Origin of the sequence: Arthrobacter sp. 2762, from assembly GCF_040548745.1 — a bacterium.
Lineage (GTDB): Bacteria > Actinomycetota > Actinomycetes > Actinomycetales > Micrococcaceae > Arthrobacter.
On sequence record NZ_JBEPSI010000006.1, the window covers coordinates 150218 to 174030 of the forward strand.

Below are 23813 nucleotides of genomic sequence, written 5' to 3' on the forward strand. Positions count from 1 at the left end.
CAGAACTTAGTTGCCACCGAGGGCAAACAGCGGCTCTACTTTGGTGACATTCCGGACCGCGAGGACAGCGCCGCCCAGGCCCAGCACGACGACGCCGACAACGGGTACCAAGGTGGTCAAAGGCGTGACGAGGAAGGGCGCCGCGCTGGCCGCGAGAAGTCCGCCCGCCAGGCCCAGCAAACCGCCACATACGGCGCCGGCCAACAGCACGATCGCCGCCTGAGCCAAAGCATCTCGCAGGACATACCCGGAAGAGCCGCCGAGTGCTTTTAGGACCGCGATGTCACGTGTCCGCTGCACTGTCCACACCGTAAGGAAGGCCACGATCACCAAGGCAGAGATTCCGTAAAGAAATGCCTGCATGAGCATGAGCGAACCGTTCTCACTCTTGTACGAGGCGAGAGCCTGGAACGAGCCGACGGGATCCATGCTCACCGTGCCAGCCGAAGCGTTGGCAGCTTCAACGCCGACGGAGGCACCGGCGTTGTAATTGATGGCCAGGATTGTGGCGGTGCCCTGGGGAGCGTGGGCGATCTTCCGCCAGGTGTCCAGCGTCGTCCAGACCACGCCGGTGTGCGAGTACCACTGGTCCTGCACAACTTCTGAAACAGTCAGCTCCGTTCCACCGACCCGGACGCGGCTGCCGGCCTCAAGGGCCAGGTCCTTCGCAAGCGTTTCGCCGACCACGACGGTCCCGTCCTCAACAGCGGCAGGAGCCGTCGAACCGCCAAAGACTGCCACATTTGCGGTTCCGTTCGGAGTGCCACTGCCAGCCAAGGATTGGAAGCGGGTTTGGCTGATGCCCACCGCGTCTGCCGATGAAACGCCGGGTTGTTGCCGCCAGGCCTCGAGCTGGGCATTGGAAACCTCAGACTCGGTGTAGGAGGCCTTCGGCTCCCCGCCCGCCGGTGCGCCGAAGACGATCTGCTGTGCGGGCAGTGATTCAATGGCCGATGTCGACTGGTTTCCGAGCCCGGCAGTAAGCCCCGAAAGCATGACCAGCAGCAGCGTAATAAGTGCGACAACGCTTCCCATGAGCGCGAAGCGGCCCTTGGCGAAGCGGATGTCGCGGATGGCAAGAAACATCAGAATCCTTTGCTCGGATGCGGGCTTGGTCCCGGCTGGATCCACTCTTCCGTCCAATGGATTCGGGCACATCGGGAGCCTGATGGATTCGCGCACATCAAGGGGTTGAACCGGCCATCATCCGATTGGTTGATTCCTGCTTCACGACGCGGAATTTCGAGGGAGCGGCGCAACGCCGAGGATAGGCTGGGACGCATGCAGGAGACTTCCACGGGCACCGCCACAATCCTCCGTGTGCTGCGGATAAGTCTCCATGTGGGCTTCGCGGTGCTGCTACTGGTGGCAGTGGTGCGGCTCCTGACGGGCACTGCGGGCAGTCCGTCGCCGGTGGCTGTCATTGCTGGACTGGGATTGTCGGCTGCCTTGGCCTTGGTGTATCTCGTGGGAACCATCCTGGAGAAACGCCATGCCACCGGAGCCGGCCGCTTCGATCCGACACCTTACTCAGGTTGGTGGCTTGCCGCTGTGATGATCTTGTGGCTGTTGCTTCTCCTGGTCAGCGGCGATTTCGCATGGGTTGCCTTCCCACTCTTCTTCCTGCAACTGCACGTACTCCCCCGGCGTCTCGCCTTGCCGGCAATCGTGGTGAGCACCGCTTTGCTGATTGGTGCCCTCTGGTTCCACAGCAGGGGCTCGGCCGACGGCGGTCTGCAGCTTGCGATGGTTCTGGGACCCATGTTTGGAGCTGGCTTTGCCGTCGTCACCGGACTGGCATACCGCGCCTTGTTCCTGGAGGCCGAGAATCAACGCATTGTTGCTGCCGACCTCCGACGAACACGGGCAGAATTGGCCAAAACCCAGCACGACGCCGGGGTCCTGACTGAGCGCGAACGGTTGGCCCGGGAAATTCACGACACCTTGGCACAGGGGTTTTCCAGCATCGTCCTGATGGGTAGGTCTGCGGGGAAAGCCTTGGACGAGGGGGACGTGAAGGCCGCGAATGAACGGTTGAGGATCGTACAGGAGACCGCATCAGCCAACCTTGCGGAGGCACGGAATTTTGTCCGTGATCTCCGGCCACCTGCTTTGGAGGAGTCCGATCTGGTGGACACGTTGCGGAGGCTTTGCGCCAAGACTGAGACGGAAGCAGCCGCCCGGGGAACCGCACTGCGCTGCCGTTTCGAACTTGTGGGCACCCCCTTGGACTTGCCCAATACCTACCAGACCACCCTGCTTCGTGCCGCCCAGGCCTCCCTTGCGAACGTGTGGGCGCACGCCCGCGCACGTGCCGTCGTCGTGACTTTGTCCTTCCTCGGCCCGGAGGTAACCCTGGATGTTTTCGACGACGGCATCGGTTTTGAACCGTCGACGGCGGCCGGTACAGCGCGCGGCGACGGCACCGGCGTCGGGCTTCAGAGCCTTCGGGAACGGTTGGCTGCGCTGGAAGGCAGCCTGGATGTCGAGTCGGCGCCTGGCGAAGGAACCGTGGTTGCCCTTCGGGTGCCGCTGCCTGCCGGGAATGGTGAGGCATGAGCGACATCCGCATCCTTCTGGTGGACGACCATCCTGTTGTGCGGGCCGGCCTCCGGGCGATGCTCGCTGATTTTCCTGGTGTCAGCGTTGTGGCCGAGGCGGCGAACGGTGATGCGGCGCTGGCCGAACTGGGCAGGTTGAACACCCTGGGTGAGCCTGTGGACCTGGTGCTGATGGACCTGCAAATGGGTAACGGTATGGACGGCGTGACGGCCACAGGCAGGATCAAAGCCGGCGAGGCCGGGACTCCCCCGCCGCCTGTCCTTATCCTCACCACCTACGACACGGACGCTGACATCCTCGCCGCTGTTGAGGCCGGTGCCAGCGGCTACATGTTGAAGGACGCCCCGCCTGAACAGATCCAGCAGGCTGTGTTATCCGCTGCCGCCGGTCAAACCGCGCTGGCCCCGGAGGTGGCGGCCCGGCTCATGGGAAGGATCCGGAATCCGTCGCCCGCATTGAGCCCCAGGGAAGTCCAGTTGCTGGAACTCCTGGCCACCGGAATGGGCAATCGCGCCATGGCGAAGCAGTTGTTCATTTCCGAGGCAACAGTGAAGACACACTTGGTGCATATCTACTCCAAGCTCGGCGTGGAGAACCGAACGGCTGCGATTGCGGTGGCGGCGCAGCGCAGGATCCTTCGGCAGCGTTAAGCACTTTCGATTGGCACGCCGAGAAGGTCGTGTCGGAGGACCTGGTGTGGGGCGGGTCCGCCTTGTGGTCGCGACGAGAAACTGTCAGGGGAACGGGGCATAATGTCGCAAATGGGGAAAATGAAAACACGGAATCTAGTTCTTGGCTTGGTAGCGCTGGTGATGGCTGGTTCGCTGACCGCTTGCGATGACGGTCGCTCCGGTGCCGAGGGTGCAGCGAAGCAGCTGGCCTCCTCTCTTGCCGCGCTCGACGTCGGTTCACTCGCCGTGGAGGGCAAGGACGCTTCCGCGGCCAACGATCAACTCAAAGCGGTGTTTGAGGGACTCGATGCCAAGCCATCGGTTCAGTCGGGTGACGTGAAGCTCGACGGCGAGACCGCCACCTTCCCTTTGAACTACAGCTGGAACATCGGCTCAGCCAAATGGGAATACAGCTCCGAGGCTACGTTGAAAAAGTCCGGTGACAAGTGGGCCGTTCAATGGAATCCGCAGCTCCTTGCCCCGGAACTTTCGGATGGCGAGACGCTCTCCGTTAAGACGGTTCCTGCCCAGCGCGGACAGATCCTCGGCGCAGGCGATGCCCCCATTGTGGAAGACCGCCCTGTTTTCCGCGTTGGTATCGATAAGACCAAGCTTGCCGCTGATCAGGCGGATGCCTCCGCCCGGGCAATGGCTGCTTTGCTCGGCCTTGACGTTGAGGAGTACGCCAAGCAGGTGGCAGCCTCGGGTCCACAGGCTTTCGTGGAAGGCATCGTCCTCCGCGCCTATACCCCGGAAATTACCGAAGCAAAGATCACTGGCATTCCGGGTGGCGCGAGCATCCTGGACTCCATGGCGTTGGCACCAACACGCACTTTCGCCCGGGCGCTCCTGGGAAGTGTGGGCCAGGCCAGTGCAGAGCAGATCGAAAAGTCCAATGGTGCCTTGCGGGCCGGGGACACCACAGGAACCGGCGGCCTTCAACAGAAATACGATTCGCTGCTCCGCGGGAAGGACGGCGTGGAGGTGGTCGCCAAGCAGGAAGCGAAGTCGGAAGGTGAGACCCCTGCAACCAAAGTATTCTTCTCGTCCCTTCCTGTGCCCGGAACAACCCTCAAGACCACGCTTGACCTGAAGTTGCAGCAACTGGCCGAAGAAACGCTTGCCGGAGTAGGGCCAGCGTCCGCCATCGTGGCACTTAAGCCTTCTACTGGAGCTGTCCTGGCGGCCGCATCCGGTCCGGGCAGCAACGGCTACAACACAGCGATGCTTGGTCAATACGCGCCGGGCTCCACGTTCAAGATCGTCGATTCCCTGGCGCTCTTCCGCGACGGCGCCACGCCTGATTCCAAGGTCGAATGCACCCCGACCCTGACCGTTGACGGCAGGACCTTCAAGAACTCCGAGGGCTACCCGGAAAGCTCCTTGGGATCAGTTACGCTGCGGGACGCTTTTGCCCACTCCTGCAACACCGCTTTCATCAATGCCCGTGACACAGTCAGCCAGGACCAGCTCGAGTCTGCCGCGATGGCATTGGGCGTGGCCGTGGAAGCGCCCAAGCTGGGAGCCGATGCCTTCCTCGGTTCCGTCCCGGGCGCCGCAGAGGGTACCGAGCACGCGGCATCCATGATCGGCCAGGGGAAGGTGCTCTTCTCTCCGCTGTCTGCGGCGATCATGGCAGCCTCTGTTGGCAACGGCGCTCCGGTGTCGCCTCAACTCGTGCTGAACCCTGAAGCCCGGAACTCCAGCGCGACAGCGGCACCCACGGAAAGCGGCAGCGCGTCGCCGTCGTCCTCTTCCGTTAGCGCAGCGCCCGCGTCACCGCCCTCAACCAAGCCGATCACGAAGGAAGAAGCCGCCGCGCTGTCCGACATGATGCGGGCGGTGGTGACCTCCGGGCACGCAGGATTCCTCGCCCAGGTACCGGGAGCGCCCGTCGGGGCAAAAACGGGAACTGCTGAGTTCGGCAATGACGACCCGCCCAAGACTCACGCATGGATCGTTGCGGTCCACGGAGACCTGGCGGTTGCTGTGTTCGTGGAAGACGGCGGGCTGGGTGCGACCACCAGCGGGCCGTTGTTGAAGTCGTTCCTCACCGCCGCCGGCTAAATCGGGAGAAGCTATGCAAAGCAGCACGCAGTGCGTTGTGGTTGGCGGAGGTCCGGCCGGGATTGTGCTGGGCTTGCTCCTTGCCCGGGCCGGAGTTGAAGTCACTGTGTTGGAGAAGCACGCCGACTTCCTGCGGGACTTCCGTGGCGATACCGTGCACGCCTCCACCGTTCGCCTCCTCGACGAGTTGGGGTTGGGCGAAGGGTTCCGGCAGCTACCGCAGAGCAAGCTCGGCAATTTCCAGCTGCCTGCCGGGAGCGGGGATTCAGTGATCCTCGCTGATTTCGGGCTCCTCAAGGAGCCGTACAACTATGTGGCCATGGTGCCCCAGTGGGACTTGCTGAACTTTCTGGTGGAGGCAGCCAAGCAGGAACCCACCTTCGCATTGCGGATGAACACTGAGGTCACAGAGCTGCTCCGCGACGGGTCCGGTGCGGTTTCGGGTGTGGCGTACAGAACCCGGGATCCCCTAACCGGCGAAACCTTAGGGACGGGCGAACTGAACGCTGCATTGACGGTAGCGTGTGACGGCCGTGGTTCGGTGCTTCGTGCACGGGCGGGCTTGGTCCCACGCGAATTTCCGGTGCCGTTCGATACGTGGTGGTTCCGGCTTCCGAGGAACGCCGATGAGAGGGATCCCGTGGCGTCGATTGCGCCCAGTTTCGGGACTTCGGACGTTCTGCTGAGTTTGACCCGCAAGGACTTTTACCAGATCGCGTACCTCGCGGCGAAGGGACTGGATCCGAAGTTGCGGGCAGAAGGCGTAGAGGCGTTTCGCGCACGCGTCGCCAGGTTGCGGCCAGACCTTTCAGACCGCGTGGGCAACATTCGCTCCGTGGATGATCTCCACCTGTTGGATGTAAAGCTCAACCGCTTGTCCGAGTGGCACAAGCCGGGCCTCCTGCTTATTGGCGATGCTGCCCATGCGATGTCCCCTGCCGGTGGCGTGGGGATCAATCTGGCGGTGCAGGACGCCGTCGCAGCGGCCCGGATCATTGCTTCCCCGCTGCTGAGCAACACGCTCGATGACGGTCACCTCGCCGCCGTCCAGAAGCGGCGCTGGCCGCCGACCGTGATTGTGCAGACGTTTCAGCGAGTGCTGCATCGCGTTATCTTCGCACAGGTCATGGCGGGCAAGCAGCCAAAGCCGCCCAAGCTGTTGCTCTTTGTGCTCCGTAACTTTCCCGGCTTCAGGAAGTTGCCTGCACGGATGATTGCCTTCGGCCCACGACCCGAGCATGCACCGCAGTTTGCCCGGCGAAAGCCTGACGCTTAGCCCGCTTGGGCACCCGGGCCAAGTTCCGCCGTCGAGCCTTAATACCTGGCCATGGGAAGATTGGGCGGTGGCCCATATTGACGTTTCCGGCATCGACTACTTCCTCTCCGACGGCACCCAGCTGCTCAACGGCGTGACCTTCAAGGTGCCGGACGGCACCAAGACCGCGCTGATTGGACCCAACGGAACCGGCAAAACGACGCTGTTCAAGATTATTTCCGGCGACCTCACACCCGACGAAGGCGTCATAGGAAAATCCGGGAACATGGGCATCATGCGGCAGTTCGTTGGGCAAGTCCGGGATGAGTCAACTGTCCGGGATCTGCTGGTTTCCACGGCCCAAGCCGGACTCGCGGCAGCTGCCAAGGCGGTAGAAGACGCCGAGCTCGCCATGATGGAGCACGATGACGAACCCACCCAGATGAAGTACGCCCAAGCGATCGTGGATTGGGGAGACGCCGGCGGTTACGACGTTGAGACGGTCTGGGACGAAGTCTGCATGGCGGCTTTGGGAATTTCCTTCGACAAAGCGCAGTTCCGACGTGCCTCCACGCTGTCCGGTGGCGAGCAGAAGCGACTCGTATTGGAAGCCCTGTTCGCGGGTCCGGATGAACTCCTGCTGCTGGACGAACCGGATAACTACCTTGACGTTCCCGGTAAACGCTGGCTGGAGTCAAAGCTCAACGAATCCAAGAAGACCGTGCTGTTCATTAGCCACGACCGCGAGCTGCTCAACAACGCCGCCGGACGAATAGTGACGCTTGAACCAGGCATCAACGGTGCCGGAGCATGGATCCACGGAGGGGGTTTCGGCTCCTACGTGGAGGCGCGTGCCGACAGGAATGCCCGGTTCGAGGAACTCCGCAAGCGTTGGGACGAGGAGCACGTGAAGCTCAAGGAACTCGTCAACATGTACAAGAACAAGGCTGCGTTCCGGTCCGACATGGCCAACAGGTACCAGGCGGCGCAGACCCGTCTTGCCAAGTTCCTGGAGGCTGGGCCGCCCGAGGCACTGCCCATTGAGCAGAACGTGAAGATGCGCCTCAAGGGTGGGCGAACAGCCAAGCGCGCCGTCGTGGCGGAGAAGCTTGAACTGACTGGGCTCATGAAGCCGTTCTCCACGGAAATCTGGTTTGGCGACCGCGTGGGCGTACTGGGTTCCAACGGTTCCGGGAAGAGCCACTTCCTGCGCTTGCTGGCTACCGGTGGCACCGACCCCGAGCGGGAGCACTTGCCGGTGTCGGACGTTGTCATTGCTGAAGTGCCGCATGAAGGAACTGTGAAGTTGGGCGCCCGTATCCGCCCCGGATTCTTCGCGCAGACGCACGTTCGTCCGGATCTGCTCGGCCGGACCTTGTTGGAGATCCTGCACCGCGGCGACGAACACCGATCGGGCCTTCCCCGCGAAGCCGCCGCAGGTGCCCTGGACTCCTACGGATTGGCGGGCCAGTCGGAGCAAAAGTACGAGTCCCTGTCCGGTGGCCAGCAGGCGCGGTTCCAGATCCTCCTGCTGCAGCTGTCCGGCGCCACACTCTTGCTCCTCGACGAACCCACTGACAACCTGGACCTGCACTCCGGCGAGGCCCTGGAGCGTGCCATCGATGCTTTCGAGGGAACGGTCCTGGCTGTCACCCATGACCGCTGGTTCGCCAAGTCCTTTGACCGCTTCCTGATCTTTGGCTCCGATGGAAAGGTCTACGAGTCCGAGGAACCCGTCTGGGATGAGAAACGCGTGGAGCGCGCCCGCTAGTCCGCACGTTCTCTCACATCATTGCCCTTTTCGCCCGATGCTCTCTCAGTTGATGAGAGAGCATCGGCATTTAAGGGGTGGGATGTGAGAGAGCATCGGTGATCAAATGATCACATTGCATGATTAAGTGAACGTCAGCCTGATACCGTTGGAACATGGGAACTCCTGACCGCCATCGGCTCATTGGCGAGCTGCTGCGCAAACGCGAAGAAGTATCAGTGGACGAGCTGGTAGAGGCTACGGGAGCCTCGGGCGCCACGATCCGCCGCGACCTCGAGATTCTTGCTGCCAATGGAGTGCTGAAGCGGGTCCACGGCGGCGCCCGCAGCCTGCTTGCGCGCGGTGACAACCCCGGCTATGGGCAGCGAGAACTGGAAGACCACGAGGCAAAGCTCAAGATCGCAGCGGCTGTTGACGCACTGCTGAAGGACCGCGAGCATGTGTGGTTGGACAGCGGATCCACCGCCACGGAAATCGCGCGGCGACTGAGCCAGCGTGAACTCACAGTGATGCCGATGTCCTTGCACGGCGTCGAGGCGCTGACCCACGCCAAGGAAGGCCGAAGGCCGCAGCTCATTCTCCCCGGAGGAAGCCTCATTCCCGGCGAACAGTCTTTCCGCGGTCCCATGACCGAGGCGAACATACGCTCGTTGCGATTCGACACCGCAGTGGTCACGCCCTGCGCCCTCAACGTCAAGGACGGACTGCTGGCCCATGACCTTGACGACGCCGCAGTGAAGCGCGCCGGCCTGGAATCGGCGTCGCGGGTCATCGTTGCCTCCTCCGGCAGCAAGTGGAATGCCAGCGCGGTAGCACTGGTTGCCGCGATGGAGACTGTGGACGTTATCGTGACGGACCTGAAGCCATCCTCCGAAGATCTTGCCCGGCTCGACAAACTCTCTGTGGAAGTTGTGATTGCATGACCACCAGCACAAGAAGCGCCACCAACGTCAACGCGGCGGCGGTGGCGACGTTCCTGATCTTCGCCATGAACGGCTTGGTGTTTGCCAGCTGGGCGGCACGCATTCCCGCCGTCACTGAGGCTCTCAGCCTGACCTCCGGCCAAATGGGCACCCTGCTGCTTTGCACCGCCGTCGGGTCCTTGATGGCTTTGCCATCCGCAGGTTGGGTGGTAGGCCGAATCGGTACCGCCGGAACGGTTCGTCTTGCCGGCATCGTGGCGGGTGCCGCAGGTGCGGCGATCGCCTTCTCCCTCATGGCTGCATCGGTTCCGGCCACAGCCATCGCCCTCTTCTTCTTCGGCATCGGCATCGGCCTGTGGGACGTAGCCCAGAACATCGAAGGGGCCGACGTCGAACACCGGCTCAAGCGGACCATCATGCCGCAGTTTCACGCAGCGTTCAGCGGCGGGGCGTTTGTAGGCGCTTTGATCGGCGCGGGGCTCTCGCAACTTGGTGTTGGCCTCCCTGAGCATCTGCTCGTGATCGCCGGACTTGCTGTCCTCCTCGCGCTGACCGTGCCGCGTTACTTCCTGCCGCACGAAGCGTCAGTGGCTGAAACGCTCGACGACGGCGCGCCGGCTCCCAAGGGACCCACGGCTTGGCGGGACGGCCGCACCCTGCTCATCGGTGTGGTGGTTTTGGGTGCGACCCTCACGGAGGGAGCCGGCAATGACTGGATTGCCAAGGCAGCAGTTGATGGACTCAATACCTCCGAAGCGACCGGCGCCCTGCTCTTCGCGCTCTTCGTTGCAGCCATGACCGGGATGCGGTTCCTCGGCGGCACGGTTATCGACAGGTTCGGCCGCGTCGCTGTTCTCCGTGCCAGCATGGCAGCGGCCGCGCTGGGCCTGGCGTTGTTCGTCTTTGCCGGCAACGTGGTGCTGGCCGGACTTGGTGCTGCTCTTTGGGGCGTTGGTGCGGCGTTGGCCTTCCCCATGGGCATGTCCGCTGCGGCCGACGATCCCAAGCACGCAGCGGCACGCGTTTCCGTGGTCTCCACGATTGGCTACGTCGCGTTCCTGGCTGGCCCGCCGCTTCTGGGTTACCTCGGCGACCAAACCGGAATTCACATGGCACTGCTGGCGATCGGATTGCCTATTCTTGTTGCCCTGCTTCTTGCTGGCGTTGCAAGGCCCTTGCGCGCCAAATAGTCGCCCGGCCAGCGGTTTCATTCTCCTGGATGCATATGTTGCAGAACGGCCACCACAACAGCAGGACCACGCCGGCGGCCAGGCAAGCACCACCTAGGACATCACTTAACCAGTGAGCAGACAGGTAGGTTCTGCTGACCATCATCGCCAGTATGCCAAGAACAGCCACCACTTTGGCCCACTGCTGACCGATCAGCAACGCCAATACGACGAGAAAAGCGGTTGTGGCAGAAACATGCCCCGACGGGTATGAACCGGTATCCGAGAGGACCTTGGCGCCTTGAGGCCGATCACGCCCAACAACCGCCTTGGCCAGTTGAGTGGAGCCCAGGGCAGAAAGGCCGGCAAGTGCAGAGAAGGCAGCAGCTCTGGGTCGTCGCCAGACGAGTAGCGCGGCCGCCAAAACAACGTGCAACACCAGCATGCCCACATACCCAGCCCAGTTGAGCACCACGTTCACCGCGTCCCAGAACGGGGCGTGCAGGGTGAAGGAATAGGCCTGCCACGTTGTATCAATTCTGTTGAAGGCGGGCTCCCCTTGACCGGCCACGATTATGCCTCCCGGTACCGCGAACGCGCCGAGCAAAAGCAAGGCAGGCGTGACAATCTGCCAGCTGGGCCGTTGGCGCGGACGCAGGACGCGAATCATGCACTCATCGTAGCCACCGCGGTCGGGCAGGGTGGCTGGAGGTTCCCGTATTCCTCCCGGTCCTGCCACGTGGACTCGCGCTAGTGTGGTGGAATGCGAGGTTTCCTGGGCAAAGGGCCCAAACACGTGGCAAGGTTCGATCATTTCCTTGTCAGGGCGGTTTCGCGCCAGCCTCACGGCGAGCATGATGATCTCTTCCGGCGGCTTTCAGCAGCCGCCACCAAGGGGAAGCTCTGGTTCGGCATCGCGGGAATCATGGCCACTGTTCCAGGAAAGCCGCGCAGGGCAGCCCTGCACGGACTCCTTGCCTTGGGCGTGGCCTCCGGGGTCACCAACGTCATCTTCAAGACGGCACTGCCCAGGACTCGACCCCTGCCCGAGCATTTGCCCGTCTTCAGGTTCGTGCATCCGCAGCCGGTTAGTTCCTCCATGCCGTCCGGCCACTCAGCTTCAGCCGTAGCTTTTGCCGTGGGAGCGGGGATGGTCTCTCCCGTCTTGGGGGCCGTACTCGCGCCTATCGCCGCGGGCGTTGCCTATTCCCGTGTGCACACAGGGGCCCACTGGCCGTCTGACGTGGTGTTTGGTTCTGCACTTGGCGCGGGTGCTGCCCTGCTGACACGCACGTGGTGGCCAGCCAAGCCGGCCGAACCCAAACCCCGCCGGACGCCGGCAGAGGCCCCGGGAATTTCCGACGGCGAGGGGCTGAGCATCGCTGTTAATGTCCTGGGCGGTTCCTACTCCCCCGAAACCGGCGAACTGCTACAGGAGGTATTCCCCAAAGCGCATATTCATGAAATTGCTGAGGGCGAGGATGTCGCCGCTGAGATTGAAGCAGCCGCAGCCCGGCCAAGCACCGTAGCGCTTGGCGTGTGGGGTGGTGACGGGACGGTTGGCACCGCGGCCGCTATCGCCGTCGAGCATTCCCTGCCTCTGTTGGTGTTGCCGGGTGGCACCCTCAACCACTTTGCCCGTGACCTCGGGACCAATTCCATTGACGCCGCAATCAAGGCAGTCACAGAGGGGCAGGCTGCGCTTGTGGATTTCGGGCATGTTGCCGTCCATCGAGGTTTGCCTGACAACCCTGAGAGCAGTGAGATTGCCATGCTGAATACGGCCAGCGTGGGTGTTTATCCGAACCTCGTACGCCGCCGGGAGCGACTGCAGCCCGCCATGGGCAAACCCCTGGCCAGTCTGGTGGCATCGCTGCGGACTTTCGGAGTGAACTCGCCCACGACGCTCACCGTTAACGGCGTGAAGCACAAGCTGTGGATTCTGTACCTGGGACGTGGGCGTTACTACCCCAGCGACCATGCCCCACTTCGACGCCCTGTGCTGGACGACGGCGTCTTCGATCTCCGCATGATCACTGCGGATGAACCATTTGCCCGTGCCCGGCTCCTTTGGGCCGTCATGACAGGCACCGTTGCTGCTTCCAAAGTCACGCATCTCACCGAGGCAACTACCGTCACCATTGAGGCGATCGGAGAACCGTTGGTCCTCGCCGTGGATGGTGAGCCCAAGCCCGGGGTGCGCAGTGCAGTGTTCACCGTCAAGAGCCACGAGCTACGCGTGTATTGTCCGCTTCCGGTTGACCCAGCTTCGTAGCGTCATCCGGGAGGACTACCCTGACTGGACCCTGAATCATCCCTGAGACAGGCGATTTCCGCACCCTCTGTGACTAGCGTTGTCAGTACAGTCAACAACTCATCTGCACGCACACGTGCTCCGAGGAGGGAACGCTTCCATGATCGAAGCAAAAGGCCTGACGAAGGTCTACGGCGAGAAGACCGCCGTCGGCGGTGTCAGTTTCACTGTCCAAGCCGGACGGGTGACGGGCTTCCTGGGCCCGAACGGTGCCGGCAAGTCCACCACGATGCGCATGATCATGGGGCTGGACACTCCCACCGCGGGTTCGGTGACCGTGAACGGTGAGCCGTTCGCCAAGCACGTTGCGCCGTTGCGTGAAATCGGTGCCCTGCTTGATGCCAAGGCAGTCCACACGAGCCGCACGGCGTACAACCACCTGCTCGCCATGGCCGCGACGCACAGCATCCCCAAGAGCCGGGTGCGGGAGGTCATTGAGATGACCGGGCTGGGAGAAGTCGCCAAGAAGAAGGTGAAGGGTTTCTCGCTCGGTATGGGTCAGCGCCTCGGCATTGCGGCAGCGCTGCTTGGCGATCCGCAGACCATCATCCTGGACGAGCCCGTCAACGGCCTGGACCCGGAAGGCGTGGTCTGGGTTCGGAATCTGGTCAAGTACCTCGCTTCCGAGGGCCGCACCGTGTTCCTGTCCAGCCACCTCATGAGTGAGATGGCATTGACGGCAGACCATCTGATCGTGATTGGCCGCGGCAAGATCATTGCGGATGCGCCCATCGCAGAGATCATCACCGGCAAGGGCCAGGCCCGCACCCGCGTCCGCACGGACCAGCCGGAGCGGCTCATGCAACTGCTCGCCGGCACGGGTGTCTCCGTGGAGGTCCACGAACGTGAGCTGCTGGAAGTTTCGGGCCTGGATCCTCGCGGAATCGCCCGGACTGCCCTGGACAACCAGGTCATGGTCTACGAGCTGACCCCGCTCCAGGCAAGTCTCGAAGAGGCTTACATGGAGTTGACCAAGGACGAGGTGGAATACCACTCGCACATCACCGCCGGGGCGTCTGTTCCCGTTCAGGCCGGAGGGAAATAGACATGAGCACCACCACTTTGGACCGCAAGTCCATGCGTAACTCCGTCGGTCCAGGACCGGCCTTCCATCGCGTACTGAACTCCGAGTTCATCAAGTTCCGCACGCTGTTGTCTACGCTGATTCTCCTGGCTTCCACAGCGTTGGTGATGGTTGGCTTCGCAGCACTTTCGGCTTGGGGTACAGGGCAGTTCGCCGAACAAGCTGCCAGGGATCCAGAAGCCGCGGCCGCCATTGCCGCGCAGGGCGGCGACATCGCAGTCACCATCCCCACCTCGGGCATCGCATTCGCCCAGCTGATCCTCGGTTCGCTGGGCGTCCTGCTCATGAGCTCCGAGTTCACCACGGGAATGGCGCGCTCCACCTTCGCCGCGGTCCCGAAGCGCCTCTCACCGTTCCTGGCCAAGCTGATAGTCGTGATGGTCAGTGCCTTCCTGTTGACGGCGGTGTCCACCTTCATAGCTGGCCTCGTGTCACTCCCGATCGTGGATAACTACGATCTCAAGCTGGATCTCAGTAGCTCGCAATCGGTCAAGCTTTTGCTGGTCAACAGTATTTACGTGGCAGCCGTGGCGGCGATTGGTATGGCACTTGGAACCATCGTCCGCAACTCGGCAGGAGGCATCATGAGCCTCGTGGGTCTGTTCTTTGTGGCCCCGATAGCTTTTCAGCTCATTCCCGGCGATTTCTTCGTGGAGGCCCGCAAGTACCTTCCGGGCAACACCATCAACCCGATGACTGCCGTCGAGCATGTCCCGGACACGCTGGAAGTCTGGCAAGCCGCCCTGGTTCTCGGCGCTTGGGTTGTAGTGCCGGTTGCCTTGGCGACGGTCCTGCTGAAGAAGCGGGATGTCTAGGCCGTCTAGGCTCAATCCATGACTGAAGTTCCACAAGTGAAGGACGCGCCGGCTGTCACAGCCGACGCGTCCTTCGCTGAAATTGCCCAGCGTCGCAGGGGCCGTATCCGTCGGTACTTTTTCGAGCGTCCCCGTGCGATGGATGCCGTGGTTGTCCTTTGCTACGTCCTTTTGGCCCTGCCCACCATCATCGCCTCGATCATTGAGGGCAAGTGGCTCGTCGTCGGGCTCTTGCTGCTGATCGCGACTGTCCTGATATTCCGGCGGCGCTACCCGCTTCAGGTGGTTGCCGCCGTCGCGGTCCTGGAAGTCCTGGCCACCGTGCTGAACCCGTGGGGCTCAAACGTTTCCGCGGGTCTGTGGTTCGCCCTCTACGCTGTAGCGACGACCCGGAAACGGGCAACTTCACTGGTGGTGTTTGGCGCTGCCAGCCTGCCGCTGAGCCTGCTGTACCTTTTCATGTGGACAAGTCCCAGCAGTATGAACACCCTGCAGGACGTCCCCGAGAACTTCCACCTCATCAACAACATCGCAACTGCCGTGACCATCATGTTGTCCAACCTGCTGGCCACGGGCATTGGTATCTCGGTCCGCCAGCGGCGGGAGCATGAGGCCGAGATCGCCGCATGGGCAGCGCGGACAACGCAGTTGGGCAAGGTCACCGAGCGCAACAGGATTGCGCGGGAAATGCACGACGTCGTGGCTCACTCCCTGACGGTAATGATCAGTTTGTCGGACGGTGCGGCAGTCGTGGTCAAGAAGGACCCCGGCCGCGCCGGCGACGTCCTGGGTGAGCTGTCGCGAACGGGAAGGGCGGCGCTTGCGGACATGCGCCGTGTGCTTGGAGTCCTGCGCGACGATTCCGGCCGCCCGGCGCCACTGACGCCGCTCGAGTCCGGGCATAACCTGGCCAAGCTGCTGGATGGATTCCGTACGGCCGGCCTGCCGCTGCACTACGCGCACACGGGCCCCGCGCTTCCGGCCGATCCTGCTTTCGAGCTCACCGTTTACCGGATTGTGCAGGAATCGTTGACCAATGTCCTCCGCTATGGGCGCTCTCTCAGCCGCGTGGACGTGCAGGTAGCCCGCGACGGCGACCTGGTCACCATTGACGTGCTCGACGACGGCCGGGGAACCCGGGAGGGTGGCGAGTCAATGGACAGCCTGGGAACACGGCAAGGCATTGCCGGAATGCGTGAACGGGCAGGAATCTATGCTGGAATCGTTAGTGCCGGTCCGAGCAAAAGGGGAGGCTGGGCGGTCCACGCCGAGCTGCACTGGAACGGCGAAAAGGGGGAATAGTGGTAGATCAGGGCGTCATCAAGATCCTGCTGGTGGATGACCAGCCACTGCTGCGGATGGGCTTTCGACTCATCCTTGAAGGTGAAGAGAACTTCCATGTGGTGGGCGAGGCATCGGACGGGAACGAGGCTGTCCGGCAGGTTGAGGAGCTGCAGCCGGATGTGGTGCTCATGGACGTCCGAATGCCCACCATGGATGGCATAGAAGCCACGCGCCGCATTTCGGACGGCGGTTCCGAAGCCCGGGTCATTATCCTCACCACGTTTGACCTGGACGAATACGCTTTCTCGGGACTGCAAGCGGGTGCTTCTGCATTTCTCCTAAAGGATGTGGCCCCGGTTGAACTCGTGCACGCCGTGCGACTTGTGGCAAGTGGCGACGCCGTTGTAGCCCCCCGCGTCACGCAGAGGCTGTTGGAGACGTATGTACGCGGCGGCAGTGTGCCCGGCCAATCGCCCAGCCCACATCGCGATCCGTTGTTGGACGATCTCACACCACGCGAGACCGAGATCCTCACGACCATCGCGGAGGGGCTGTCCAACGCGGAGATAGCCCACAAATTCTTCCTGTCCGAGGCCACTGTGAAGACCCATGTCCGCCGCATCCTCAGCAAGCTGCAACTGAGGGATCGTGTGCAAGTGGTGGTGTATGCCTACGAGACCGGACTTGTTGTGCCGAGCAACCCGGACTACTAGTGTCTTCGGCACGTAACGTGCAACATATGCATTAACAAATGTTTTTAATGACCACGTGCGACGAAACTGTGTTACCTTCGTCACTACAGACGCCCTCCTTGGCACCCTCAGTCCGGATGTCCTCAGGCGTACCGTTCGCATCTGTCATTAACCGGAGACACCACATGGAACCTTCAGCACCCCTGCAATTGGACCATCTACCTGATGCTCCCGCCGCTCCTGCCGAAACCGGCCTCCGCCGAACGATGGGTCCGCGGCACCTCATCATGATCGCGATGGGAGGTGTTATCGGATCGGGCCTGTTCCTCAGTTCCGGATACACGATTTCCCAAGCAGGTCCCCTTGGCGCCGTCATTGCCTACCTGGTGGGGGCCTTCGTGGTCTATCTGGTGATGGCCTGCCTCGGAGAACTCGCCATCGCCTACCCGGTGTCAGGCGCCTTCCACATTTATGCTGCACGATCCATCGGTCCCGCCACGGGCTTCGCGACGGCCTGGCTCTATTGGCTTTGCTGGGCAGTTGCGATCGGGTCCGAATTCACGGCGTCGGGCCTGCTCATGCAGCGGTGGTTCCCTGGCGTCGAAGTGTGGGTCTGGTGCGTGGTGTTCGCAGCAATCCTCTTCGGACTCAATGCCATTTCCTCCAGGTTCTTCGGAGAATCCGAGTTCTGGTTCTCCATTGTTAAGGTGGGTGCGATCATCGCGTTGATCGTGCTTGGCGGAGCCGCACTCCTCGGGTTCCAGCCGCTCTCGGGATCCGGTAACCACCCGTTCCTTTTTGAGAACTTCAACACCTCAGGGGGCCTCTTCCCCAACGGTTTCTCGGGGGTTCTTGTTACTGCCCTGGCAGTCTTCTATGCCTTCTCCGGCTCTGAACTCATCGGCGTCGCTGCTGGAGAAACTACCGATCCCGCGCGAAACATCCCCAAAGCCATGCGCAGCACTGTAATCCGCCTCCTGATCTTCTTCGTCGGTGCCATTGCCGTCATCGCCGCCACTGTTCCCTTCGATCAGGTGGGCTTGGATGAGAGCCCGTTCGTTACCGTGTTCTCCTCGGTGGGCATCCCCTACGCGGCGGACATCATGAACTTCGTCATCATCACGGCGCTGTTGTCTGCCGGCAACAGCGGACTGTTCTCCTGTGCACGCATGCTGTACTCGCTGTCCGATGAGGGGCACGCGCCAAAGGCCCTGAAGCGACTGACGAAGCGCGGTATTCCCCTTGTTGCCCTTTCTGTCAGCATGCTTGGCGGGCTGGCATCACTGATCAGCAGTGTGGTTGCCCCCGAAACGGTGTACCTTGCCCTTGTTTCGGTAGCCGGATTCGCGGTGGTAGGGGTATGGATGTCAATCACGGCATCCCACTTCTTCCATCGCCGGGCATTTATCCGAAACGGTGGGCAGGTGGCCGATCTTGCCTACAAGGCCCCGTTCTTCCCGCTGGTTCCCATCCTGGCATTCACGCTTTGTCTGGTCTCACTGGTCGGCATTGCCTTCGATCCAAACCAGGTTGCTGCCCTGTACTTCGGTATTCCGTTCGTGGCCGCCTGCTATATCTACTTCCACTTCAGGCATGGACGCGCGCCGGTGAAGCAGATCGCCTGATCTATCCAGCACGGGGCTTCACGGCCGGACTTCAAAGAGAGTCCGGCCGTGAAGCCGTTCGTCGCCCCGACCAAGTGGCCATGATTCTTACCGCTGACATGGGCGTGTGAGAATGGCGTGAGCGCTTGGCGGAAGGAGGGGGATTCTTGGACGTGTCACCGGAGGCGTCGTCGTTGGCGCAGGGGCTTCGTCTCGTTCGGTTGGTTACTGACCGCGAAAAGCAGGGCCGTCAACTGCTTGGCGTATCCCAACTCGCGGCTGAGCTGGACATGGAGCAGAGCCGGGTTTCGCGCCTGGCCCAGGAACTGTGCGACTTAGGGCTGCTTGAGCGGCTGGAGCGCGGACCTTTCCGTGCGGGACCACGGTTCTTCAGCCTGGCCGCCTCCCTCAATGTCGGCTGGGTCCACGATTCCCGTGCAGAACTGGAAGAGCTGGTCTCGTCCCTGGGACTCAGGTCCCGGCTGTCAGTGCGCGAGGGTGTCAGGGTTCTGCTGCTGCGTTCCTCTACCAACAACTCAGTCCTGGGCGGGTTCGCAAAGCCGGGAATGGTCACACCTGTCTGGTGTACGGGTTCCGGGCGGGCATTGCTGTGGGACCACTCCCGGAACGAACTGGAAGCCCTGCTCAAGGATGTCAATTTCATTGGTGTAGGCGGGCCAGCTGCGGCGCATTCCCAAGCGGAAGTCGACGCCCTCATGGAGCGCGACAGGCCCCAGGGTTTTGTTTTGGCGGCCGAGGAGTTCGAACACGGTGTATGGGAACTGGCCGTACCTGTTCGGGATCCTTCAGGCGGCATCCTTGCTGCGCTCAGTGTCCTGGGTACCCGTTCCGATATTGAGAGGGCGGCGCCGGAGCTGGCCCCGCTGCTGCATTCGGCAGCGCACCGGCTCGGTTCCGCACCCGGGACTTCCGGTTCCGCATCCGGGACTTAAGTTCGGGGCGGCTATTGAAGCCGTCCACCCACCATGGACTCAAGCCATTCCTGCCAAGAGTGGAGTGCGACTGCGTAAGTTTCGCGGTGGGGCTCAATGCGGGACTTCGGCCCTACTATCTGAAGGGCTGCAGCAACCTCCCCCTTGAAGTCGCGTATGGGGGCAGCCAGTGAGTAAAGTCCTGGCTCAGCTTCTTCGTCCACGATCGAGTAACCGCGGACGCGGGCATCATTGAGCCGCGCCAGTAAGTCCTCCACGGAGGAAGGTGTATTGGGTCCGTGCTTCACGAACTCAACGGACTCGAAGATCTTGCGGACTTCTTCGTCCGGGGCGTCCCACAGAAGTGCTTGGCCGGCATCACTGCAATATGCAGGATAGGGACGTCCCAGCCACGATCCCACGAGGTTGGCGCTGGCAGGCACTTGTTCACCGATGGTGACCGTGCTGTTGCCGCTGAGCACGCCAAGAAAGCACGCCTCGTTGGTTTCAGAAGCGAGACCCTCAAGCGCGGTTAGCCCGTCCGTCTTCAGCCGTTGTTCAGCGACCAGTTGCGCGTCCGTCAGGACAGTCCAGCCCAAGCTGTACTTCCTCTGATCCCTGCGAGCCAGGAATCCCTCCTGCAACGCGCCCTTGAGACTCCGCGATACCTGGCTGCGGTCCTTGTCCAGGTCGGCCGCGACGTCGGCCACCGTACCGCCGTCGTGTCCTTGCGCGTGACGGGCACCGACCGCAAGGATGGCCATCATGCCGCGGCCCATGCTTGAGGTCTTTGACATGGATTGATTCTAGCTACCTGCCGCAGGCAGTGGGGACGTACCCGACGGCGGACACCAGTGGGCGGGTCCTAGTGGATGGCGAAAACCCTGGCCGGAAAGCCACTGCCTTCCAGGGGTTTGGCCCAGGTAGCAACCAGGACGGCGCCTGCCTCGGGCACGTTGTCCAGATTGGCAAGGAGTTCAATCTGCCACCTGTCGCGGGCCAGGACGTAAGTTTCCAGGCTGAAGTCCTGTTGGGAAGTGGCGACGCCGGGATCAGTGTCCGTTTGTTCGTGGCCCACCGCAGCCACGGCACGCTTCTCGATCAGGTATTCCAGAACCTCGCGTGACCAGCCTGGAGTGTGGCTGATGCCCGCTTGGTCCTTGTTCGCCATGGCTTGGGCATCGGGCCATCGCCGGCTCCATCCAGTGCGGAGCGCCACAAATGAACCGGCCATAATGTGCCCGTTCCTCTCCTCCCAAGCCTGAACGTCGGCCAGTGTTGGAGTGGCATCTTCATCCTTGCGAACACGCTCACTGATATCCAGGACAACCAAGGGCAACAGCATTTGTTCCACAGGTATCTGGTCGAGCGTTCGGCCACCCCGGACAAAGTGCGACGGCGGATCCACGTGGGTGCCCCACTGGCCAACTATCGAGTACCGGTGGGCGGTAAATCCGTCCCCCTTTTCCATGTCGAAGAGGGCTTCGCGGGACTCATCCGGAAAGGCAGCAAAATGGGGCTGACCCGGATGGAACGCGTGCGTCAGATCGGTGTACGTCCTGCCTTCGAGCAGGGGCGCGAGCTGATGCCATAACTGGGAATTCATCAAGCCACCCGGCTTTCAATGGCGGGAGCATGGGCGCTGCTGGAGACGCTCAGTGGCCCGGAGACTTCAATGACGGGAACTTCCCACGGGTGGATATCCACGATCCGCTGGACGAGCTCATGAATGGCCTGGTCAGAGAGCGAGTCATCAAAGTAGGTGGTGAACACGAATGTCGGCGAGATGGTCCTCTGCCCCACGCTTCCCAACGTGGGATTGGCACCTTCCGCGACGGTAAAGCCCTCGAACCCTGCCGAGGACTCGAAGACGTGGTGGTAATTACCGAAGCCACCCAGCTCCGGCGTTGCAGTGAGCGCTTGCAGCAGCGAGGCGATGCCTGGGTCAGACTCCAAGGCCCCCAGATCGCCACTGGCCAGTTGGGTCATCGTGTCCAGCGGGATGGGCCAGTGGATGCGGAGCTTCCGCACTGCTTTCAATTCGATGTTCATGGGGCAACGCCTTCCGTGGGTGTGCTTACTGGGAGCAATCGTGGCACAAGGTGACGAGCATTACAAGCATATAGAAATGTTTATATTGCACATACGACGTGAGAACCCTTAGTCCACAGCTTTCACAGCTCCACCATGGGTTTGGCATGTACAAGGTACAGCCGGTGTGGGTTTGATGGACGCATGACATCCCCGCAGCCACATCCAAACCACGATCGCGGCCTCGAATTCGATCTCTCCACACTCCTGAGCCGCCGGCGAACGCTGGGAGTCCTGTTCGGCGCCGGGACGGCAGCGGCCTTGGCAGCCTGCACGCCGGGTTCCGGAGGTGGCGGCGCATCGCCGTCGTCGTCTTCCAGCGCTACGGCTACCGGGACAGAAAGCACGACGGCGGCCGGAACGCCTTCCGCCACCAGTACGGTGACGCGTGCACTCGCTGAATGCGGAGTCGAGATCCCCGAGGAAACACTCGGTCCCTACCCCGGCGATGGTTCCAACGGGCCGAATGTGCTCGAAGCATCGGGAGTGGTTCGCAAGGACATCACTTCAAGCTTCGGCAGCTCCACCACGAAGGCCACGGGCGTCCCACTGACTTTCACCCTGACGCTCTTGGACAACGCCAACGGTTGCTCGCCTCTGGCGGGTGCAGCGGTCTATGCCTGGCACTGTGACCAGAATGGAAAGTATTCCCTGTACGACTCGGGGCTGAAGAACGAGAACTACCTCCGCGGCGTCCAGGAAGCCGACAGCAACGGCCAGGTCACTTTCACCACCGTCTACCCCGGTGCTTACAGTGGCCGGTGGCCTCATATTCACTTTGAGGTATTTGAATCCATGAGCAACACCTCTGCGGCCGGGCAGGTGTTGGCAGTTTCCCAGATCGCCCTGACCGAGGCAGCGTGCAAGGACGTCTACGTGTCGGCGGGATATGAATCGAGTGCCCGGAACTTCGCAAAGAGCACCCTGGCAGATGACAACATCTTTGGTGACGATGGCGGCATATATCAGCTGGCCACCATGTCTGGCTCGGTCGAGGGAGGCTACACGGCCGCGCTGAACGTCACGGTCTGACGCGAAGCGATCGGAGAGCGCAGCTAGACTCGGGGGCATGCCTTCGAATGCCTCCGCAGCAGTTGACCACATCCAGGACCTCGGCGCGTATGTTTCGGCTTCGCCGTCGAGCTTCCATGCAGTGCACGAGGCCGGTCGCCGGCTTGATAGCGCTGGCTTCACCTCCTTGGATGAACTGCAGCCGTGGAAAGGTGGCGCGGGTAAGTTCTATGTCATCCGCGATGGCGCCCTGATCGCGTGGGTTACCCCCGAAAATGCTGGTCCAACCACCGGCTTCAATATCCTGGGCGCCCACACGGACTCCCCTTCCTTCAAACTGAAGCCGAAGCCCACCACCGGCAAGTTCGGTTGGCTGCAGGCCGGCGTCGAGGTCTACGGCGGGCCGCTCCTCAACTCCTGGTTGGACCGCGAGCTGCAACTGGCGGGGCGTTTGGTGTTACGCGACGGAACGCAGCACCTGACTGCCACAGGCCCGCTCCTGCGCTTCCCGCAATTGGCTATCCACCTGGATCGTGGGGTCAATGACAATGGCCTCCTTCTGTCCAAGCAGCAGCACATGAATCCAATTTTCGGGCTGGGTGATCCGGCCAACGAAGATCTTTTGGGCCTGCTTGCTGAGCGAATCGAGGGCATCACCGTTGATCCGGCAGACATCGGGGGTTACGACGTCGTGGTGGCGGACACGCAGGCGCCCGCGGTTTTCGGCGCCAAGGGTGAGTTCTTCGCCTCTGGTCGCTTGGACAACCTTTCTTCGACGCACGCTGGCTTGGTGGCATTGATCGAACATGCGAAAGCGGGGCAGCAAGACGGCCCCATCGCTGTCCTCGCTGCATTCGACCATGAAGAGATCGGTTCCAACTCGCGCTCCGGTGCCTGCGGACCCATCCTTGAGGACATCCTGACCCGAATCTCTGACGGTCTTGGCGCTTCGGTGAGCCAGCGGCGGCAGTCCTTGGCGGCGTCGTTCTGTGTCTCTGCGGATGCCGGCCACGCCGTCCACCCGAACTACGCTGAGAGGCATGATCCGGTCAACCGTCCCGCACTCAACGGTGGGCCGCTGTTGAAGATCAACGCCAACCAGCGCTACGCCACGGACGCGACGGGAGCTGCGCTGTGGGCTCGTATGTGCAAGGACTCTAATGTGCCGTATCAGGAATATGTCTCCAACAATGACCTTCCTTGCGGCTCGACCATCGGTCCCCTTACAGCGACGCGGCTCGGGATAAGGACAGTCGATGTCGGTATCCCCCTGCTGTCCATGCATTCGGCACGCGAGTTGTGCGGCGTGGAGGACCCGCTCCGCTTGGCTTCCGTGGCCGAGCTGTTCTTCCGGACCGACGTCTAAGTCCCCGAGGGAGGCTAAGAAAGCCTCAAGGACTCATTTCAAATGCGTTTCTAATGTTTCCCCTAGTAAACTTTAGATGCTTATAATCATACTTTTTGTGCATGCTTCCTTTTTTGAGCACAGCAAAATGTACACTCGCACAGGATTTTGGCCTTCGAGGATGGCTAGTGTGGGAAAGCCATGTGGCCCGCTGCACATCAAC

The 23813-nt window shown here is 61.9% G+C and carries 21 protein-coding genes; 16 read left to right on the plus strand and 5 right to left on the minus strand.

Going from position 1 to position 23813, the window contains the following annotated elements; all coding sequences use genetic code 11:
- Positions 1-6: 6 nt before the first annotated feature.
- Positions 7-1086 (minus strand): ABC transporter permease, encoded by a 1080-nt coding sequence (locus ABIE18_RS12990; protein WP_499723188.1) that lies wholly within the window; start codon positions 1084-1086, stop codon positions 7-9.
- 195 nt (positions 1087-1281) lie between these two features.
- On the opposite strand from ABIE18_RS12990, the gene ABIE18_RS12995 reads away from it, so the two are divergent.
- From ABIE18_RS12995 to ABIE18_RS13025, 7 genes are all read left to right on the plus strand, one after another.
- Positions 1282-2559, plus strand: a complete 1278-nt coding sequence (locus ABIE18_RS12995) for a sensor histidine kinase (protein ID WP_499723189.1) — start codon at positions 1282-1284, stop codon at positions 2557-2559.
- Positions 2556-3212, plus strand: a complete 657-nt coding sequence (locus ABIE18_RS13000; RefSeq protein ID WP_499723190.1) for a response regulator — start codon at positions 2556-2558, stop codon at positions 3210-3212. Before ABIE18_RS12995 ends, ABIE18_RS13000 begins: the two co-directional genes overlap by 4 nt.
- A 102-nt stretch (positions 3213-3314) precedes the next feature.
- Positions 3315-5300, plus strand: a complete 1986-nt coding sequence (locus ABIE18_RS13005) for a penicillin-binding transpeptidase domain-containing protein (protein WP_499723191.1) — start codon at positions 3315-3317, stop codon at positions 5298-5300.
- 13 nt (positions 5301-5313) lie between these two features.
- Positions 5314-6576, plus strand: a complete 1263-nt coding sequence (locus tag ABIE18_RS13010; protein WP_499723192.1) for an FAD-dependent oxidoreductase — start codon at positions 5314-5316, stop codon at positions 6574-6576.
- Positions 6577-6643: 67 nt separating this feature from the next.
- Positions 6644-8326: an ABC-F family ATP-binding cassette domain-containing protein gene (locus ABIE18_RS13015; RefSeq protein WP_499723193.1), complete on the plus strand. Its 1683-nt coding sequence runs from the start codon at positions 6644-6646 to the stop codon at positions 8324-8326.
- A gap of 155 nt (positions 8327-8481) precedes the next feature.
- Entirely contained in the window at positions 8482-9249 is a 768-nt protein-coding gene (locus tag ABIE18_RS13020) for a DeoR/GlpR family DNA-binding transcription regulator (RefSeq protein WP_499723194.1), read from the plus strand.
- The gene (locus ABIE18_RS13025; RefSeq protein WP_499723195.1) at positions 9246-10439 is read left to right on the plus strand and encodes an MFS transporter; all 1194 of its coding nucleotides are present in this window, start codon (positions 9246-9248) and stop codon (positions 10437-10439) included. The genes ABIE18_RS13020 and ABIE18_RS13025 overlap by 4 nt, the downstream gene beginning before the upstream one ends.
- Here ABIE18_RS13025 and ABIE18_RS13030 read toward each other — a convergent pair.
- Positions 10384-11088: a phosphatase PAP2 family protein gene (locus tag ABIE18_RS13030; protein WP_499723196.1), complete on the minus strand. Its 705-nt coding sequence runs from the start codon at positions 11086-11088 to the stop codon at positions 10384-10386. The two genes, ABIE18_RS13025 and ABIE18_RS13030, sit on opposite strands and share 56 nt — an antisense overlap.
- A gap of 93 nt (positions 11089-11181) precedes the next feature.
- Here ABIE18_RS13030 and ABIE18_RS13035 point away from each other — a divergent pair, with 93 nt between their 5' ends.
- The 7 genes from ABIE18_RS13035 to ABIE18_RS13065 all read left to right on the plus strand — a co-directional run bounded on the left by ABIE18_RS13035 (position 11182) and on the right by ABIE18_RS13065 (position 19164).
- Entirely contained in the window at positions 11182-12693 is a 1512-nt protein-coding gene (locus tag ABIE18_RS13035; protein ID WP_499723197.1) for a bifunctional phosphatase PAP2/diacylglycerol kinase family protein, read from the plus strand.
- 139 nt (positions 12694-12832) lie between these two features.
- On the plus strand, positions 12833-13777 hold the full coding sequence (locus ABIE18_RS13040) for an ABC transporter ATP-binding protein (protein WP_431117324.1): 945 nt from the start codon (positions 12833-12835) through the stop codon (positions 13775-13777).
- Between the two features lie 2 nt (positions 13778-13779).
- Positions 13780-14631: an ABC transporter permease gene (locus tag ABIE18_RS13045; RefSeq protein WP_499723198.1), complete on the plus strand. Its 852-nt coding sequence runs from the start codon at positions 13780-13782 to the stop codon at positions 14629-14631.
- An 18-nt stretch (positions 14632-14649) separates the two neighbouring features.
- Positions 14650-15933 (plus strand): sensor histidine kinase, encoded by a 1284-nt coding sequence (locus ABIE18_RS13050; RefSeq protein WP_499723199.1) that lies wholly within the window; start codon positions 14650-14652, stop codon positions 15931-15933.
- Positions 15934-15989: 56 nt separating this feature from the next.
- Positions 15990-16628: a response regulator gene (locus tag ABIE18_RS13055; protein WP_499723332.1), complete on the plus strand. Its 639-nt coding sequence runs from the start codon at positions 15990-15992 to the stop codon at positions 16626-16628.
- Positions 16629-16792: 164 nt separating this feature from the next.
- The gene (locus ABIE18_RS13060; protein WP_499723200.1) at positions 16793-18232 is read left to right on the plus strand and encodes an amino acid permease; all 1440 of its coding nucleotides are present in this window, start codon (positions 16793-16795) and stop codon (positions 18230-18232) included.
- A 146-nt stretch (positions 18233-18378) separates the two neighbouring features.
- Positions 18379-19164, plus strand: a complete 786-nt coding sequence (locus ABIE18_RS13065) for an IclR family transcriptional regulator (RefSeq protein ID WP_499723201.1) — start codon at positions 18379-18381, stop codon at positions 19162-19164.
- Between the two features lie 11 nt (positions 19165-19175).
- Here ABIE18_RS13065 and ABIE18_RS13070 read toward each other — a convergent pair whose 3' ends face one another.
- From ABIE18_RS13070 to ABIE18_RS13080, 3 genes are all read right to left on the minus strand, one after another.
- A complete protein-coding gene (locus ABIE18_RS13070) occupies positions 19176-19940 on the minus strand; it encodes an IclR family transcriptional regulator (RefSeq protein WP_499723202.1) in 765 nt (254 codons plus the stop codon).
- 68 nt (positions 19941-20008) lie between these two features.
- Positions 20009-20749 carry a cyclase family protein gene (locus tag ABIE18_RS13075; RefSeq protein WP_499723203.1) on the minus strand — a complete coding sequence of 247 codons (741 nt, stop codon included), beginning with the start codon at positions 20747-20749 and terminating at the stop codon, positions 20009-20011.
- A complete protein-coding gene (locus ABIE18_RS13080; RefSeq protein WP_499723204.1) occupies positions 20749-21195 on the minus strand; it encodes a hypothetical protein in 447 nt (148 codons plus the stop codon). Before ABIE18_RS13080 ends, ABIE18_RS13075 begins: the two co-directional genes overlap by 1 nt.
- Positions 21196-21378: 183 nt before the next feature.
- On the opposite strand from ABIE18_RS13080, the gene ABIE18_RS13085 reads away from it, so the two are divergent.
- Entirely contained in the window at positions 21379-22266 is an 888-nt protein-coding gene (locus ABIE18_RS13085) for an intradiol ring-cleavage dioxygenase (RefSeq protein ID WP_499723205.1), read from the plus strand.
- Between the two features lie 37 nt (positions 22267-22303).
- Entirely contained in the window at positions 22304-23611 is a 1308-nt protein-coding gene (locus ABIE18_RS13090) for a M18 family aminopeptidase (protein WP_499723206.1), read from the plus strand.
- The last annotated feature ends 202 nt before the right edge of the window (positions 23612-23813 follow it).

What these genes read in the sequence shown, in the direction of transcription:
- ABIE18_RS13000 (WP_499723190.1), top strand. Translation starts at nt 2,556, where the DNA reads ATGAGCGACATCCGCATCCTTCTGGTGGACGACCATCCTGTTGTGCGG.
- ABIE18_RS13070 (WP_499723202.1), bottom strand. Translation starts at nt 19,940, where the DNA reads ATGTCAAAGACCTCAAGCATGGGCCGCGGCATGATGGCCATCCTTGCG.
- ABIE18_RS13055 (WP_499723332.1), top strand. Translation starts at nt 15,990, where the DNA reads ATGGGCTTTCGACTCATCCTTGAAGGTGAAGAGAACTTCCATGTGGTG.
- ABIE18_RS13025 (WP_499723195.1), top strand. Translation starts at nt 9,246, where the DNA reads ATGACCACCAGCACAAGAAGCGCCACCAACGTCAACGCGGCGGCGGTG.
- ABIE18_RS12990 (WP_499723188.1), bottom strand. Translation starts at nt 1,086, where the DNA reads ATGTTTCTTGCCATCCGCGACATCCGCTTCGCCAAGGGCCGCTTCGCG.
- ABIE18_RS12995 (WP_499723189.1), top strand. Translation starts at nt 1,282, where the DNA reads ATGCAGGAGACTTCCACGGGCACCGCCACAATCCTCCGTGTGCTGCGG.
- ABIE18_RS13080 (WP_499723204.1), bottom strand. Translation starts at nt 21,195, where the DNA reads ATGAACATCGAATTGAAAGCAGTGCGGAAGCTCCGCATCCACTGGCCC.
- ABIE18_RS13060 (WP_499723200.1), top strand. Translation starts at nt 16,793, where the DNA reads ATGGAACCTTCAGCACCCCTGCAATTGGACCATCTACCTGATGCTCCC.
- ABIE18_RS13075 (WP_499723203.1), bottom strand. Translation starts at nt 20,749, where the DNA reads ATGAATTCCCAGTTATGGCATCAGCTCGCGCCCCTGCTCGAAGGCAGG.
- ABIE18_RS13090 (WP_499723206.1), top strand. Translation starts at nt 22,304, where the DNA reads ATGCCTTCGAATGCCTCCGCAGCAGTTGACCACATCCAGGACCTCGGC.
- ABIE18_RS13030 (WP_499723196.1), bottom strand. Translation starts at nt 11,088, where the DNA reads ATGATTCGCGTCCTGCGTCCGCGCCAACGGCCCAGCTGGCAGATTGTC.
- ABIE18_RS13050 (WP_499723199.1), top strand. Translation starts at nt 14,650, where the DNA reads ATGACTGAAGTTCCACAAGTGAAGGACGCGCCGGCTGTCACAGCCGAC.
- ABIE18_RS13035 (WP_499723197.1), top strand. Translation starts at nt 11,182, where the DNA reads ATGCGAGGTTTCCTGGGCAAAGGGCCCAAACACGTGGCAAGGTTCGAT.
- ABIE18_RS13040 (WP_431117324.1), top strand. Translation starts at nt 12,833, where the DNA reads ATGATCGAAGCAAAAGGCCTGACGAAGGTCTACGGCGAGAAGACCGCC.
- ABIE18_RS13010 (WP_499723192.1), top strand. Translation starts at nt 5,314, where the DNA reads ATGCAAAGCAGCACGCAGTGCGTTGTGGTTGGCGGAGGTCCGGCCGGG.
- ABIE18_RS13005 (WP_499723191.1), top strand. Translation starts at nt 3,315, where the DNA reads ATGTCGCAAATGGGGAAAATGAAAACACGGAATCTAGTTCTTGGCTTG.
- ABIE18_RS13085 (WP_499723205.1), top strand. Translation starts at nt 21,379, where the DNA reads ATGACATCCCCGCAGCCACATCCAAACCACGATCGCGGCCTCGAATTC.
- ABIE18_RS13020 (WP_499723194.1), top strand. Translation starts at nt 8,482, where the DNA reads ATGGGAACTCCTGACCGCCATCGGCTCATTGGCGAGCTGCTGCGCAAA.
- ABIE18_RS13045 (WP_499723198.1), top strand. Translation starts at nt 13,780, where the DNA reads ATGAGCACCACCACTTTGGACCGCAAGTCCATGCGTAACTCCGTCGGT.